At 45.1% G+C, this 14,009-nt stretch carries 18 protein-coding genes; 1 reads left to right on the forward strand and 17 read right to left on the reverse strand.

The window, feature by feature from the left end; translation table 11 throughout:
• The 3 genes from V1467_RS13315 to V1467_RS13325 all read right to left on the reverse strand — a co-directional run bounded on the left by V1467_RS13315 (window position 1) and on the right by V1467_RS13325 (window position 3,055).
• Window positions 1-906: a porin gene (locus V1467_RS13315; protein WP_416305462.1), complete on the reverse strand. Its 906-nt coding sequence runs from the start codon at window positions 904-906 to the stop codon at window positions 1-3.
• A 187-nt stretch (window positions 907-1,093) separates the two neighbouring features.
• Complete coding sequence (locus tag V1467_RS13320) at window positions 1,094-2,362, reverse strand: inorganic phosphate transporter (protein WP_416305463.1); 1,269 nt, start codon at window positions 2,360-2,362, stop codon at window positions 1,094-1,096.
• Between the two features lie 15 nt (window positions 2,363-2,377).
• On the reverse strand, window positions 2,378-3,055 hold the full coding sequence (locus V1467_RS13325; protein ID WP_416305464.1) for a TIGR00153 family protein: 678 nt from the start codon (window positions 3,053-3,055) through the stop codon (window positions 2,378-2,380).
• A 298-nt stretch (window positions 3,056-3,353) separates the two neighbouring features.
• Between V1467_RS13325 and V1467_RS13330 the strand changes: the two genes are divergently transcribed.
• Window positions 3,354-3,866: a glycine cleavage system protein R gene (locus V1467_RS13330; protein WP_416305465.1), complete on the forward strand. Its 513-nt coding sequence runs from the start codon at window positions 3,354-3,356 to the stop codon at window positions 3,864-3,866.
• A 47-nt stretch (window positions 3,867-3,913) separates the two neighbouring features.
• On the opposite strand, the gene V1467_RS13335 is transcribed toward V1467_RS13330, so the two are convergent.
• From V1467_RS13335 to V1467_RS13400, 14 genes are all read right to left on the reverse strand, one after another.
• Window positions 3,914-4,162, reverse strand: coding sequence for a DUF3297 family protein (locus tag V1467_RS13335; RefSeq protein ID WP_416305466.1), 249 nt, complete (start codon window positions 4,160-4,162; stop codon window positions 3,914-3,916).
• 213 nt (window positions 4,163-4,375) lie between these two features.
• Window positions 4,376-4,675: a hypothetical protein gene (locus V1467_RS13340; protein WP_416305467.1), complete on the reverse strand. Its 300-nt coding sequence runs from the start codon at window positions 4,673-4,675 to the stop codon at window positions 4,376-4,378.
• 95 nt (window positions 4,676-4,770) lie between these two features.
• A complete protein-coding gene (locus V1467_RS13345; RefSeq protein WP_416305468.1) occupies window positions 4,771-4,974 on the reverse strand; it encodes a hypothetical protein in 204 nt (67 codons plus the stop codon).
• Between the two features lie 128 nt (window positions 4,975-5,102).
• Complete coding sequence (locus V1467_RS13350; RefSeq protein ID WP_416305469.1) at window positions 5,103-5,402, reverse strand: hypothetical protein; 300 nt, start codon at window positions 5,400-5,402, stop codon at window positions 5,103-5,105.
• Between the two features lie 116 nt (window positions 5,403-5,518).
• Window positions 5,519-6,067 (reverse strand): hypothetical protein, encoded by a 549-nt coding sequence (locus V1467_RS13355; protein ID WP_416305470.1) that lies wholly within the window; start codon window positions 6,065-6,067, stop codon window positions 5,519-5,521.
• Window positions 6,018-6,401 carry a hypothetical protein gene (locus V1467_RS13360; RefSeq protein ID WP_416305471.1) on the reverse strand — a complete coding sequence of 128 codons (384 nt, stop codon included), beginning with the start codon at window positions 6,399-6,401 and terminating at the stop codon, window positions 6,018-6,020. The genes V1467_RS13355 and V1467_RS13360 overlap by 50 nt, the downstream gene beginning before the upstream one ends.
• Window positions 6,402-6,473: 72 nt before the next feature.
• Entirely contained in the window at window positions 6,474-7,241 is a 768-nt protein-coding gene (locus tag V1467_RS13365; protein WP_416305472.1) for a hypothetical protein, read from the reverse strand.
• A gap of 89 nt (window positions 7,242-7,330) precedes the next feature.
• Window positions 7,331-7,594, reverse strand: a complete 264-nt coding sequence (locus tag V1467_RS13370; protein ID WP_416305473.1) for a hypothetical protein — start codon at window positions 7,592-7,594, stop codon at window positions 7,331-7,333.
• Window positions 7,595-8,800: 1,206 nt separating this feature from the next.
• Entirely contained in the window at window positions 8,801-9,487 is a 687-nt protein-coding gene (phoB, locus tag V1467_RS13375) for a phosphate regulon transcriptional regulator PhoB (protein WP_416305474.1), read from the reverse strand.
• Between the two features lie 235 nt (window positions 9,488-9,722).
• Window positions 9,723-11,027 (reverse strand): tetratricopeptide repeat protein, encoded by a 1,305-nt coding sequence (locus V1467_RS13380; RefSeq protein WP_416305475.1) that lies wholly within the window; start codon window positions 11,025-11,027, stop codon window positions 9,723-9,725.
• 13 nt (window positions 11,028-11,040) lie between these two features.
• Window positions 11,041-11,649 carry an energy transducer TonB gene (locus tag V1467_RS13385; RefSeq protein ID WP_416305476.1) on the reverse strand — a complete coding sequence of 203 codons (609 nt, stop codon included), beginning with the start codon at window positions 11,647-11,649 and terminating at the stop codon, window positions 11,041-11,043.
• Between the two features lie 3 nt (window positions 11,650-11,652).
• Entirely contained in the window at window positions 11,653-12,060 is a 408-nt protein-coding gene (locus tag V1467_RS13390) for an ExbD/TolR family protein (RefSeq protein ID WP_416305477.1), read from the reverse strand.
• A 37-nt stretch (window positions 12,061-12,097) separates the two neighbouring features.
• Window positions 12,098-12,616, reverse strand: coding sequence for a MotA/TolQ/ExbB proton channel family protein (locus tag V1467_RS13395; RefSeq protein WP_416305478.1), 519 nt, complete (start codon window positions 12,614-12,616; stop codon window positions 12,098-12,100).
• A gap of 3 nt (window positions 12,617-12,619) precedes the next feature.
• Window positions 12,620-13,993, reverse strand: a complete 1,374-nt coding sequence (locus V1467_RS13400; RefSeq protein WP_416305479.1) for a MotA/TolQ/ExbB proton channel family protein — start codon at window positions 13,991-13,993, stop codon at window positions 12,620-12,622.
• Window positions 13,994-14,009: the final 16 nt, after the last annotated feature.

Raw genomic sequence — 14,009 nt, forward strand, 5'->3', positions numbered from 1 at the left:
CTAGAATTTATGATCCAGTCCTACCGCCAACCAGTTTTTGTCTTTGGCATCGTCCAGTGACTGCACCGTGTACCAGGCAAATATTTTGGTGCTGGCACCTAGCTTATAATCGGCACCAATACTGCTGGCGGTATCGTCTTCCAGCGTTTGAAACTGGCCTTTATAAGTGATTTTACCCATTTTGTAGGCAGCGCTAACCATTGCACCTTCTTTACTGTCGCCGGAATTAACTGCTTCCTGTTTTTGCAACATCGCGCCCAAGGTCAATGCATCAAACTGGCTCTGGATTGCCGCACGTACAATATCGTAACCGGCCACATCAAAGTCAGCGGCAACCGAGGCATAGATAGCACTTTTCTTCAGATTTTTATCGCCATAGTTAAGTGACACCGAGGTACCATCTTCACCGTCTTCTTCATCTTCTGCGACATAGGTTAGACCTACAGTAAAATCACCAAATTTAGGCGAGATATAAGTGATAGTATCACTCAGGCGGTTCTCACCTTTCCAGATACCTTTTAAATCGGCTTCGTAGTCATTGAACTGATCCAGCTTGCCCTGTGTTTGCTTGAGCATGGTATCGTTGCGACCAATCATCACCGCGCCAAAATCGCCTTTTAACCCCACATACTGGTTACGCGATTTAATATTATCGCTGCCGGATAAATCCGCTAAATCGACACCGAACTCGATCAAATAAAAAGCGGTAAGACCGCCATCGAGTTTAGTTTCGCCTTTGACTCCAATACGGGAGTTATTGCTTTGGGTTTCAGTAAAACGGTCGCCGCCTTCATCAGAGCTTTGTACCGTGACGTTAGCCTTGCCATACAGCGTGATGGGATCGGCAAACGAATAACTGGATAAACAGACTAGAACAGGGAGTAACAGATGTTTGGATAGTTGCATCAAATAATTCCTCTATAAGCTACATAGATAACAATATATTACGCGCACTATGCATGCCTTTCATGACAGATTTATTACATGATGACATTTTTTTTAAATTTTAATTAATGTTTTATGTCATTTACATGACAAAAATAAAACTTAAAAAGGGATCGCCGCTTATGCTAACGATCCCACTTCTGTCTTCTCAGGCTTCAAAGATAGCTTTAATAATATAGAAGAAGACAATAGATAAACCAGCTCCTACGGGTAAAGTAATCACCCAGGAGATCACGATATTACGTACCACACCCAAATTAAGTGCCGCTATACCGCGCGCCATACCAACACCCAGCACTCCGCCAACCAAGGTTTGCGTAGTAGAAATAGGCAAGCCGGTACCCGAGGCAATTACCACCGTACTGGCCGCTGCCAGTTCCGCAGCAAAACCACGACTGGGTGTTAAATGGGTGATGCCTTTACCAATGGTCTGGATAACGCGATGTCCAAATAAAGCCAGTCCCGCCACAATACCCAACCCGCCGAGCGGCAGTATCCACCATACTAACGCGGCCTGTTTACCGATTTCACCGCCGCTGTTAACCACACTAACAACCGCTGCCAGCGGTCCTATCGCGTTAGCCACATCATTTGAGCCATGGGCAAACGCCATACAACAGGCGGTTACCACCATCAGGGTGGCAAACACTTTTTCGACGCTGACAAATTGCAAACGATGATCATCGCTAGGATCAAACTTAATCCGGTTGATAAACAAACGCCCGACAAGTCCTACCGCAATCGCAATGGCAATCGCAATATAGAATCCGTCGGCTTGCGGAATATTAAGACCGATATGCTTCAAACCTTTTTTGATGGTCACTAAGGACAGCACAAAACCCGCTAGACCCATATAAAACGGCACATAACGTTTGGCATTTTTAAAGGGCTCGTCGGTGTCAAAAATCAGCTTTTGCGCACTCATAAAGATGATGTAGGCAATAAACCCGGATATGGCCGGAGTGATAATCCAGCTACCGACAATGCCACCGACTTTACTCCACATGACCGCATCAGAACTGACACCCACAGCGGCAAAACCGATAATGGCACCGATAATGGAGTGAGTGGTTGATACCGGCCAGCCCAAATACGACGCCAGCGCCAACCATACACCCGCAGCAAAAAGGGCTGAAATCATGCCGTACACCAGCAATTCCGGCTGCTCAATAAAAAAGGCACTATCAATAATGCCTTTTCGTATTGTTGAGGTCACTTCTCCACCGGCCAGATAAGCTCCGGCAAACTCAAACACCATCGCAATAAAGATAGCCTGCTTAATCGTCAGGGCTTTAGAACCTACCGAGGTTCCCATCGCATTGGCTACGTCATTAGCACCAATACCCCAAGCCATTAAAAAGCCTACCAGCGCGGCGACTACAATCAGCATAACGCCGTAAGTTGATAATATATCCATCAGAAATATGCCTGTTTAATTGGCTAACATAAGTTCGAGTCGAGAACCGACTCGCTCAGAGATATCGGCTAAATCACCGACCCATTCAATGATGTTATAGAGGAACATCACATCGACAGGATTAATGCCGGATTCCAGCTCGCGGAGCTGTTTACGCATTTTTACCTGCATGACATCCGTATCATCTTCAATTTTATCCAGTTCCTTGATCATGCCCTCGACCAGACGAACTTCACGACCTTTAAAACCGGCTTCCAGCAACTCGTCCAGTTCGTTTATCACTATCTTGGCCTGTTGCGTCGCATCCAGACAACGATCCAGATAGACCTTGAACTGTTCCTGCATCGGCTCTGGAATTTCCAGTTCACGACCCAAGATCCGTCCGGAAATATCTTTAGCTTTATTGGCGATTTTGTCCTGCTGGGTCAACAAGTCGAGAATATCCTGGCGATTAATCGGCATAAAAATGCCACCGGGTAAACTCATGCGCAACTCACGCTTGAGTGAGTCAGCCTGTTTTTCCATATTTGAAATGCTTTTTTGCTGTTTTTGGGCTTCTTTCCAGTCCTGGCTAAAAACAGCATCGAAGAAAGGTACCAAGCCTTGCGAGCACTCATGCACCATGTTGATATGTTCTTCTAACGGTTTAAGTGGGGATTTAGCAAAAACCCCTAAAAAAGAGTTTGCGGGCATATTAACCTCGTTTTTTACTCATATTTGTCGGCGCGCATGATACACGATCCGGCCAGTCATAAAATAATAAAAATGACAAATTGCTGTGCTAGTCCAGAGTAGCTTATGTAAAACATCTTCTCTACACTAATTAAACTTCTGCTTAACCGATTGATCCGACTAGCTTTACCAACTCTATTAAGCAGCGACGTCGACGCCTTTACCACAGTAGCAAGATATCGATGGACTTTCTGTTTATCTTTGCTAAACATAGAGCATCAGCTTGATATCGAGATAAACAAACCAAGAGATAAACGATATGAAACAAATTGTGGTCACCCTGGTAGGCACCGATAAACCCGGCATTGTCGAACGTATTTCCAAAACCATCTACCAGCATAAGGGCAACTGGCTGGCATCCAGCCTAAGCAAAATGGCCGGACAATTTGCCGGTATTATCCAGGTGATGCTGCCCGAAGAACAAATTGAATCATTCCATGCTGCGGTTAACCAGATTAGTGATTTACGCTGCGTGGTGCATGAAGATATTAATGAATTTCAGCCCAGCGAAACCCGCACTGCCACGGTTGATATTATGGGCAACGACAAACCCGGTATAGTGCAGGAAATCACCGCCGCCCTGCACCACGCAGGTGCCAATGTACTCAAAATGCAATCCCACTGTGAAAGCGCCCCCAACTGGGGAGGCGAGCTATTTAAAGCCGAGATCCTGATCGGGGTACCGGCGGAATTATCCCTGGATGAAATACAGGAGCGTTTAGAAGATATTGCTAACGATCTGGTGGTGGAGTTGCAGTTAAAGCGGGATTAGTGTCTTGATATAGCACAACATTCAAGTTGTGCTAAGCACCTTTGAATTTAACTATAAAAGGCCTCTACTGTTCCTTTTAACTTAAGTAACAGTGGTTGCCCGCGGCGATCCAGCGCTTTATGCGAAGAAATTTTCACCCATCCCTCACTGATACAATATTCCTCTACATCGTTACGCTCTTTGCCATTCAGCCGAATACCAATGTTATGCTCGAAAATTTCTTCAACATAATATCGACTACGGGGGTTACATGAAAGATGATCGGGTAAAGGAGGACGTGATTGACTATCGCTCATATTATTAACCTGCATTAAATGGAAAAGTGCGCCATTCTAGACAATATAAATCAACCGCTCAAGCCGCATAGCTCGCCCAATGACGGACAATGATTAAAAGAGGCAAACAGCTCGCTATCCAGTGACTTCATCCTGTTTTCTAAAGAAATATCCGCCGCCAATGCTGGAAGTAATAATAGCTGAATATCGCCCCGTCAGTGAGCCCTGCCCGTTTTAAAGCATATTGTTATGAGACTCAACTTCTTCGAACTCAAATTCAATCCCACCAACACGCGGAGTGACTTTGTTGTAAATCCACATCCCAAATCTCACCATGATGTAGCCAAAAACACCTTGAAAAAACGGCATTAAAATAAACATGGAAATAGACACACCAAACTGGCCGGAATCACCACCGGTAAACATGGAAAGAAGCATAAATGGAATCATAAACAGTAAAGACGTCACTGCCATTAATACCGCAAAGACTTTCGCGGTTTGGTGAGTCGAAAAATGTTTAACCTGAACTTTCATCAACATTATCCTTAAGTTATAAAATCTGATTGAGCAATAGGCACCAGCGCCCGATGGGAACCATTCCGGCAAAGGTAGGCAAGCCTGTCTGGGAGTTATTTTTCTTCGGTTTTTGAGTTGAACGATGAACCAATAGCGATACCAAGACCACATCCCACCGCTATTCCAAAAGACAGGCTAAAGGGTAAAATATCAAACACAACGCCACTGACAACCCCCAGCGCAGACCCGATCCCCGTGCCCACAGCGATATAAACACCCATTTTCTGTTGCGAGAGCTGATCTTCCGACTTCGACATGCCAATATTCCTTATTGATGCGTTTGATTGGTTGCTTAGCGCCCTGTTAATGGGCAAAATTTGGTTGGCTATAATCTTGAGCGGAGCGAAATCAGCCAACTGAATTTTGTCCGCTATTCAACAGCTTGTTAGCTGTCGTCATCACCTGTGTAAAATGTGTATCCTTTACCAGGGTAGTTTCTGACGTAATTAAACCAGTTAACTTTTGCAATTTCTTCAAGAAAAATCATGGGAGTATATCTTTCTGTTTTTACAGAAACATCATGCAGGTTTTGATCGCTTTTGAGCAAACTAACAGCTTTCAATTCAGCTTCGTTTTCTGAGTTAGCTTTGACCCAGCGCGTAGTATAAAAACCACCTTTTTCTTCAATACCATCGAAATTGAAAACGAAATCAGCGCCGTGTAGTAAAACTTGAAAATAAGCCATGAATTTCCTTTGGCAGCTAACGCCCCAAACAGGCGTAGTAACACCTAGGCTAAATTACGGAACGAAGTGACGGGAGCCTAGGTGTTAGTGTCCCGCTGACTTGATTTGTTATATTTTCAGTTAAATATTACCGGCACGCTGACTGAGATTCCGCATCCTTCGCCGTAGGAAAACTCTAGGGTTTGATTACGAACCATCTCACCAGCAACCGTATACCAAGTAACTTTTTTACCGTCTTCATCGTAAGTTTGTAAAGGCACAAATAAAGATGGAGACTCGGAGTTACCGAAAACTAAAACAACATTTTCAAACGCACGCTCATCTAAACTGCTAGGCGCGTTTACTTCAACTACGTAATCCCCATCAGACATTCTAGATTTAACATCGATAAGAGATTGATACTTTTGATTCCAAAGAAAAAAGTCTTCATCTGTTGCAATACAAGTTGTAGCTTCGGCTGTACCGCACAGAAACAAGGCAGGTAGAATCCATTTCATTGGCATAGTTCCTCCAAAAATATAACGCTTTGCCAATGGGCAAATGCGAACGCTGTTGGGCGAAGCCCAGTGAGTATTTGTCCCAGCCGCGTGGTTTGCGGCGATTTTCAGCAACTTGTTATATGTGATTTTCAAAATGCAACAAGCCTCCGCTAATTGTGACTTCACCGAATTCTCCGCAAAGATTGAACCCACTTTCAGATTTTATTAATGAATCAATATTGCCATAGTCGGTTGAGCCATCGGGATCAGTAGAATAGCGAGCCGAATCCATTGAGGCTAGGCCAACCAAACTTTCAATCCCGGTAAACGACAGAGTACCTTTTCGGTAGCACGTATGTTCGTTTGGGTGTGGCTTAGTATAAAATACTGACTCAGGCCAAATACTTACGATAAGTTCAAATGTTAGCTTTTCAGTCGATTGTTCCCAACTCAGAATAAATGAGTCATTCAAATCAATACCTTTAAAATCTTCTAGATTACGCCAATCCATTACTTTCACATATAACGCCGCAAACGCCGGTGGTAAAACCAGAGCGAAGCGGCGGTTTTGACATCCGCGTGATTTGCCTTGTTAGCTGATGTCAATTTTAATCGGCGGCCCTCGCATAAGCTGCCCTGGGCCAGCCCCAAACCTTCTAGGAACGGTTTCAGATTCAAGGCAGTTTTTCCAAATCTCTTTAGCTTCATCGACTGTTATTTGATCAGTAATTATTGAAAACTCTACAAACCTTTTTATTAGCATTCCTAATACTGCGTAGGAAAATGAAATAACCTGTGGTAGAGCGTAGCCAGTGTCATATAATCTAAAACCATCATATGCAAGATTATCATCTTTACCCAGCATATAGCTCATGAGTAATGCCCGGTATGTCCTGTGCGTATATTTACTAAAATCACTGTATACGGAGCGGAGACGTTCCAATTTATCTTCGCCTTGGTGCATTTTTATAAATTCTCGAAATACACGATGGGGTATCACCTCGTTTTTATACCATTTCTCTAATTTACTTTGAGCTTGAGTCCCTGCTTGAGAAAAATACAAAGAAGCATCTAAGGTTTCTATTACATCGCGAAATAAGCGGGAAACTAGACGATGCCTTTTTTCACCAATAAGCACTAATCCTTCAGATAAAGCACTAAGAGAGTCTACTTGTAATAGCCAGACAGCTTTTTCAATTGATTGATCTTCTCTTGAAAAAGTATGATTCAACTTTGAGTAATGTGTTTTTAATTCTTCGAGTACTGCCTGAGCCTCTCTAGCGAACTGGTCTTGCCCCCCATATTCGTATGGCTCAGCATATGCCTCACTCGGTTCTCTTTCCCATACGAAGCTCGTCATTTCCTTACCTTATCAGCTAACGCTTTGAACAGCGGAAAACGCGAGCGCAGCGAGTGGTTTTCCGATGATTTAACTTGTTGTACGCCAATTTACCACCAAATCCTTGCATGTATAGCTAGTGAAAAAAGAACATAACCAGGTAACGAAAACAACCATATGGCTTTTGGTGATTTTAAGAACTTGATACTGACCACAGCTGCAACGGAAAGCAGTAAAATGCCAATGGTTAATGAAGGGATAGGAAATGTGTCGTAACCATGCCCTTCTTCTGCTGATGGAATAGGAGGAATCGATATAGCAAGAGCCATAAAAATTAAGATGCTAATTAGGAACTGCAGACTAACCGATTTCACCTACTCTCCTTGGCGTACAACAACTTAATAGAAGGATTTAACCCCGTATTCGTGACGGGTGAAATTCCTTCTTTCCTGATTTTATTTTCCGACCATACTCTGAATATTTAAGTAAATCAATTTGTTAGCTGTGAGTTATTTATGAGTCAAAAAACAAAGAGGGCTTTTCACCCGCAAGTTTGTGGATACCCGCCTTCGCGGGTATGGCAGGGTTTAATGATGAAAAATTCATCCTTCGACAGCTTAAAATCCGTTCATCCTTCGACTACTCGTTCCTCGAGCCTGTCATGAGCTTGTCGAATGGCTCAGGACGAACGGTTTTGGTTTTAACCTCCCTTTGCAGTAAACAAAAAACGGGTTCAGATTAGCATGCCGGTATTCGAGACAAGGATGTCGAGAAAGCGTTAACTGAAGGGATGTGGATTTAGCGCGTTATCGGTATGCCTGAACCCGTTTTTTGTGTCGTTACTGCAAGGGTGACGGGGGATTTCAAAGGGGAATCGTCATTTATTCCCCTTTGGCTGCTGTCGCCAGCGCGACGCCCAAATTTAACTTTTATGACTCTGCCGATTTGCGCGGCAAAAGATTCATTGTTCTGGATTTTATGCTGACTTTAAAGCCTTGAATTCCCGCTAACAACATGCAGGAATGACGCGATTTAATGATGAAAAATTTATCCTTCAAATCCGTTCATCCTTCGACTACTCGTTCCTCGAGCCTGTCATGAGCTTGTCGAATGACTCAGGACGAACGGTATGTTGCTACTTTGGTTTTAACTAGCGACTCTAATTTTCCCGGCTGCAATGAGGGCTTGCCGGATGGCCGGACATGGACGTCCGGCAAGGCCAATGCTTTACATGGGCGAAATCGGAATAGCAAAGCACTGCTTTGCAGATTGAGCCGGAAATCAGGGATGATTTCAGTGGTCCTTGCTTTGGTGCAGGACCCGAGAAAAGCAAAGTTACCTTTGGCCGTTCCGGCATTAAAGCCGTCATTTCAGTCGGATTAGAAAGTTAGTGGAGCAAAGAATTCTTTCACCTCTTTCTTATCCTTAAGAAAGGGGTTCGCGCCGCAGGGATGCGGCGTGAAAAAATGGCATGGATGCCGTTGGCGAAGCCAGTACTTTTGTCGCCAGTGCGACGCCCAAATTCAACGTTTATGAATACGCTGATTTGCACAGCAATACACCCAATTAGCGGTCAGCTACTATTTAATCGAGAATCGATATCCCGCACCGCGTACGGTTTGTACCAGGTCATCGTGACCATAGAGTGAAATGGCTTTTCGTAAACGGCGAATATGCACATCCACCGTGCGGTCTTCCACGTAAACATTGGTTCCCCAGACAAAGTCCAGCAACTGCTCACGACTATAAACCCGTTCAGGGTGGGTCATAAAAAAGTGCAGCAATCTGAATTCCGTTGGCCCCATATCCAATGCATCGCCATTGGCAGTGACGCGGTGAGAAACCGGATCCAGTTTCAACCCTTTGAATTCTACCTCGTCATCCAGGCTGGTAGGTGACACACGGCGCAATACCGCCTTGACCCGGGCAATTAATTCTTTGGGGGAAAAAGGTTTGGTGATGTAATCGTCGGCGCCTACATCCAGCCCTTTGATTTTATCTTCTTCTTCACCGCGGGCGGTCAACATAATCACCGGGATATTGCGGGTAAAATCATTGGCTTTTAATTGCTTGGCGAACTGGATGCCATTACCGCCCGGCATCATCCAGTCGAGTAAAATCAGGTCGGGTAACGGTTCAACCACTTTTTCCAAACCGGTATCAAAATCTTCTGCTTCTATTGACTGAAAGCCATGTTGTTCGACGATAAAACCCAGCATCTCGCGGATTGGGGCTTCATCTTCAACGATTAAAATACGTGTCGTCATGCTTCATCTCAAGTAAATAAACTGGTTCGATTATCCCGACCTTGTATGACAATAATATGACATAATGACAGATTTCTTACACACTAATTCTGCCATTTTTAGTGCAATTAGCCGACGTTGGCTGCAATCTGCCTAAGACTCTATTTTTTACTCGCTAACTTGTGTTGAACAGATATAAAAACGGAGCCAGAAGGCCCCGTTACAATATTTTGCTTATACCTAAAGGCAGCTAATATTAAGCTCCTACAGATTCAAGTCGGCTGGCATTAGTTTGTTCTGCCAGTACATATTGCTTCCACTGTTTGGCCATATGTTTGCTGTTATCGTATTTCTCGGCCAGCCCCAGGTTATGCATCGAGGCGACATAATCTTCCTGATTATACAGCGCCATGCCCAACACCAGGTAAGCAGTGCCGGGGTTGGATAAACCGCCTTTTTCCAATGCTTTTTCGGTTTCAGCAATCGCTTCTGACCATTTTTCCATATTCAGATACAACTGACCTAACTGGGCATAAAGTTCACCGTCATCCGACATTTCCGCCGCGGCCATTAATACCGGAATGGCTTTATCCTGTTCCTGGGCGAGTGTCCAGGACTGGGCCAAAAACTTCATATTACGCAAATTCTTTTCAACTACGCCGTTATCCATGGCTTTTTCGAGCAACTCGGCTCCTTTAAAGGGCGCACCGTGGTAATAGTAAAGCTGGGCCAAATTATTAATATCACCCGCAGATTTGACATAACCTTGCTGGTAGGCGCTTTCCAAAATCGCTAGTTGCTGTTTTTCCTGTCCCAGTTCACCGTACATGCCACTAAGTTGTGTCCAGTATTCCGGTTTATTGAAATATTTAACCATTTTGACCAGCACATCTTTGACTTTTTCAGGCTGCTTCAATTCATAATATGCGGCCCGTTGCAGAACATACCAGTTTTCTTCGGCTACCTTGTCTTCCTTCTCAATTACCGCGATAGCCTGATTGATATAATCCGACGCCTTATCAAAGCTTTTCTGCTGGTACATAGCCTGTGCTTTAAGGTAATAATTGCTGGCAGGCACTTCGTTTTTATTCAGTGTCTCCCAACGATCCAGATAAGTGATGGTTTGATCGTAATGCCCTTGCATCATTTCCAGCTGCGCCAGACTAAACAAGGTACTCATCTCGAACGGCTCCGGAATGGGCGACTCGGCAATCACTTTTTCAAAATGCGTTACCGCTTGAGGGTATTGTTCCTGCTGATAGTAAATAAACGCATAAAAATTCCATAACATGGCGCGCTCATAACTGTTCATCGAACTCAATTTACCCTGCACATTATCCAGCGCTTCTATCGCCTCGACAGTTTTACCTTCATCAGCAAAAGCCTGAGCGCGCGCCAGTTGGTCATAAACCTTGGCACGAATAGCCGGTACCTGGCGGGTTTTCACGTTTTCAAATTTCTGCTCAGCCTTGGCTGAGGCAATAAAAGGACCTACAACAGTCAAAATAGAGACCAACAACAAAGACAAAAACAATTTGCCGGTCAAGTTTTTGGTATTCATGTTTGTACTCCTGTTAACCGTTAATTTTGAAGGTAATGCGGTTTTGTACACCACCTACTTCAGTTTCTTCGCCGTTGACGACCCGCGGCTTGTATTTAAATTTCAACGCAGCATCCATTGCAGCCTGCTCAAAAAGTCCTTCTGGCTGGGCTTCCAGTACCACAGGATCTTTTACTGTACCGAGTTTGGTGACGGTAAATTCGACAATCACATAGCCTTCAATGCCACGTTGTAATGCACGTCTGGGATACACCGGAGCGACTTTAACGATGGGCAGATATTCACCGTCGGAAGATTCCAGCGATATACCGCCTTGTAAGGCCACATCGGAGCCCACATCGGCCGCAAAATTCAGGCCGCTGCCGCTGTTATCCGGTGAAGGCGAATCCATCTGCGGCTGATCCATCGGTGGGGGTGGATCAGCAGGCTTGGGTGGCTTCTTGGGTTTACGATCTTTCTTGGTAACAGCGTCTTCTTTTTTAAGACGAATAAATTCCAGCACATTACCTGCCGGTGGCTCGGCTGACTCGCCACCGCCACTTTGAATCAAGGCCTGCATCAAATAAAACAGTCCCAGCGTGATGCCAACGGCCAGCACAAGTGCAATTAGTACACGACTCATCGGTTAAGGCTCTTGGGCGGCAATGGAAACGTCAAATACACCGGCCGCTCTGGCTGAGTCCATCACTTTAATCAAGGTATCAGTGGTGGCTTTCTTGTCTGCCTGAATCACCACGGTACCTTGCGGATTTTCAGCGTGTAAACGTTCAATGTTGGCTTGCACCGCGCGTACATCAATACGGCGTTTATTGATCCAGATTTCACCTTTATCACTGATGGCGACCAGAATATTAGCCCGATCTTTTTTCACTGCCGTAGCTGCTTCAGGACGATTCACATCGATGCCGGATTCTTTGACAAATGACGCCGTTACAATGAAGAAAATCAACATGATAAAGACCACATCCAACATTGGGGTCAGATCTATTACCGCTTCTTCTTCATCTACCAGGTTTTGAAAATGCTGTTTCATTAATTTCTCACTAACTCGAAAATAGGTGCCGGATCACTTAGTGATCCAGACTCAGGGCGTCTTCAATATGGGTTTTCTCAACTTTGGCTTTACGTGCCAACCATGCCGATGCAAACACACCGGACAAAGCTCCCACCATGCCAGCCATAGTCGGGATAGTGGCTTTGGAAACGCCGGATGCCATCGCTCTGGCATTGCCGGAGCCCAACATCGCCATACCGTCAAACACTTCAATCATGCCGGTTACCGTGCCCATCAAACCTAATAGTGGACATAACGCCACCAAGGCCTGGATCACCGGAATGCTGGTGTTAAAGCGGATAGTGACGCGGGAAATCACCATTTGACGAATTTGCTCGGCATACCAGGATGACTTGTCCGTTCTGGCGTTCCATTTGGCAACACATTCCTTTTTAAGCTGGCGATGACCAACAAACACATATAACACCCGCTCGATAATCAGCAGCCACATCACGAATATCAGCGTCCCGATGATCAGCAGTACCTGACCACCGGTTTCGGTAAAATCGCGAATCGCTTCGAGGAACTCAAACATGCCTTAAGCCTGCTCTGCTTTTTCAGCGCGTTCAGCGATAATGCCCGACGCCTGTTCCTGCAAAATAAATACGATATTCTTACTGCGGGTATTCAGCATGGCGTATAACAATGTGGTAGGAATCGCCACCACCAGACCCAATACCGTGGTAACCAGAGCGGTTGAAATACCACCGGCCATAATTTTCGGGTCGCCAGTACCGTACAGGGTAATGTCCTGGAACACTTTAATCATACCGGTGACCGTACCCAACAAGCCCATCAGCGGTGCGACTACCGAAATAATCTTGATAATGGTCAGATTGCGTCCCAGTTTTGGTACTTCGCCTAAAATGGCTTCGGTCAGTTTAAGTTCCAGCGTTTCGGTATCGGCTTGCGGGAATTCGTCTTTGACCTTAATGACCCGTCCTAACGGATTATCATTATTGGCTTGCGTGGCTTTAAGCTGACGATTCACCTTGCTGCGGGTCATGGTCAAAGACACCAGACGTTCCAGCGCCAGTATCATGCCGATTGCACCCACAATCAGGATAATGTAGCCAACTGTGCCGCCTTGCTCGATACGCTCCTGATAAGAAGGTTCTTGCACTTTCAGACGTAAAATACTGCCACCGGTAGGGTCCAGACCAAATTCAACCAGCTCACCGTTGGAGTTTTCCAACGCTTCAACAGTATCCAGATAACGTTGAGCAGGTTGACGAACCAGTTCAGCCACATTCGCGCTATCAATCAGATACTCCAGATATTTGCCATCCGCAACCAACGCAAAAGAACCTACACGCGTCACTTCTTTGTTTACCTTGTTACCGTCGGCTTCTACCACATCGGTGGCAAACTTGGTGACTTTGCCTGATTCGGTCATTTCACGTTGCATTTCAAACCAGACACGCTCAATTTCTTCAATGGAAGCCAGTTTGGAACTGGAGCCCATTTTTTGCGCCAGCCCATCTAAAAACTCCGCACGACCAGGGATCTGGGCAGAAATAACCGAGTTCTGGAATTTACCCTTGGTATCGCCTGCTACTTGCTGCAGTACACCGAACAATTCTTTTAATGAACCCAAGCGACGGTTCATCGCTTCGTTCAAATCAGCCAGTTTGAATTCGTTTTCTTCAAACTGGGTTTCCAGCTTTTCACTGTCTGACAGTTGGCCATCGCGACGATCAACAGCTTCAGCTAACATTCGGTCCTGTTCGTTGACCTTTTGCGCAAATTCTTTTTCACGCTGCTGATTTTCACGACTTTGCTCCACTTGACCTTGTTCCAGTTGCTTTAACAACTGATCCAGATTAAGGGCGTTTGATTCTTGCGCCATTGACTGGCCTTGTACCGCGGTCACTAACAACGCAACCGAACATAATGTAGTTAGTATTTTCATAGTCGAATAAGCCCGA

It is taken from the genome of Neptunicella plasticusilytica (assembly GCF_047922965.1).
GTDB lineage: Bacteria > Pseudomonadota > Gammaproteobacteria > Enterobacterales > Alteromonadaceae > Neptunicella > Neptunicella plasticusilytica.

Excerpts from the sequence above, each read along its gene's own strand:
- V1467_RS13315 (WP_416305462.1), bottom strand. The coding sequence starts at position 906 with ATGCAACTATCCAAACATCTGTTACTCCCTGTTCTAGTCTGTTTATCC.
- V1467_RS13320 (WP_416305463.1), bottom strand. The coding sequence starts at position 2,362 with ATGGATATATTATCAACTTACGGCGTTATGCTGATTGTAGTCGCCGCG.
- V1467_RS13325 (WP_416305464.1), bottom strand. The coding sequence starts at position 3,055 with ATGCCCGCAAACTCTTTTTTAGGGGTTTTTGCTAAATCCCCACTTAAA.
- V1467_RS13330 (WP_416305465.1), top strand. The coding sequence starts at position 3,354 with ATGAAACAAATTGTGGTCACCCTGGTAGGCACCGATAAACCCGGCATT.
- V1467_RS13335 (WP_416305466.1), bottom strand. The coding sequence starts at position 4,162 with ATGAGCGATAGTCAATCACGTCCTCCTTTACCCGATCATCTTTCATGT.
- V1467_RS13340 (WP_416305467.1), bottom strand. The coding sequence starts at position 4,675 with ATGAAAGTTCAGGTTAAACATTTTTCGACTCACCAAACCGCGAAAGTC.
- V1467_RS13345 (WP_416305468.1), bottom strand. The coding sequence starts at position 4,974 with ATGTCGAAGTCGGAAGATCAGCTCTCGCAACAGAAAATGGGTGTTTAT.
- V1467_RS13350 (WP_416305469.1), bottom strand. The coding sequence starts at position 5,402 with ATGGCTTATTTTCAAGTTTTACTACACGGCGCTGATTTCGTTTTCAAT.
- V1467_RS13365 (WP_416305472.1), bottom strand. The coding sequence starts at position 7,241 with ATGACGAGCTTCGTATGGGAAAGAGAACCGAGTGAGGCATATGCTGAG.
- phoB (WP_416305474.1), bottom strand. The coding sequence starts at position 9,487 with ATGACGACACGTATTTTAATCGTTGAAGATGAAGCCCCAATCCGCGAG.
- V1467_RS13380 (WP_416305475.1), bottom strand. The coding sequence starts at position 11,027 with ATGAATACCAAAAACTTGACCGGCAAATTGTTTTTGTCTTTGTTGTTG.
- V1467_RS13385 (WP_416305476.1), bottom strand. The coding sequence starts at position 11,649 with ATGAGTCGTGTACTAATTGCACTTGTGCTGGCCGTTGGCATCACGCTG.
- V1467_RS13390 (WP_416305477.1), bottom strand. The coding sequence starts at position 12,060 with ATGAAACAGCATTTTCAAAACCTGGTAGATGAAGAAGAAGCGGTAATA.
- V1467_RS13395 (WP_416305478.1), bottom strand. The coding sequence starts at position 12,616 with ATGTTTGAGTTCCTCGAAGCGATTCGCGATTTTACCGAAACCGGTGGT.
- V1467_RS13400 (WP_416305479.1), bottom strand. The coding sequence starts at position 13,993 with ATGAAAATACTAACTACATTATGTTCGGTTGCGTTGTTAGTGACCGCG.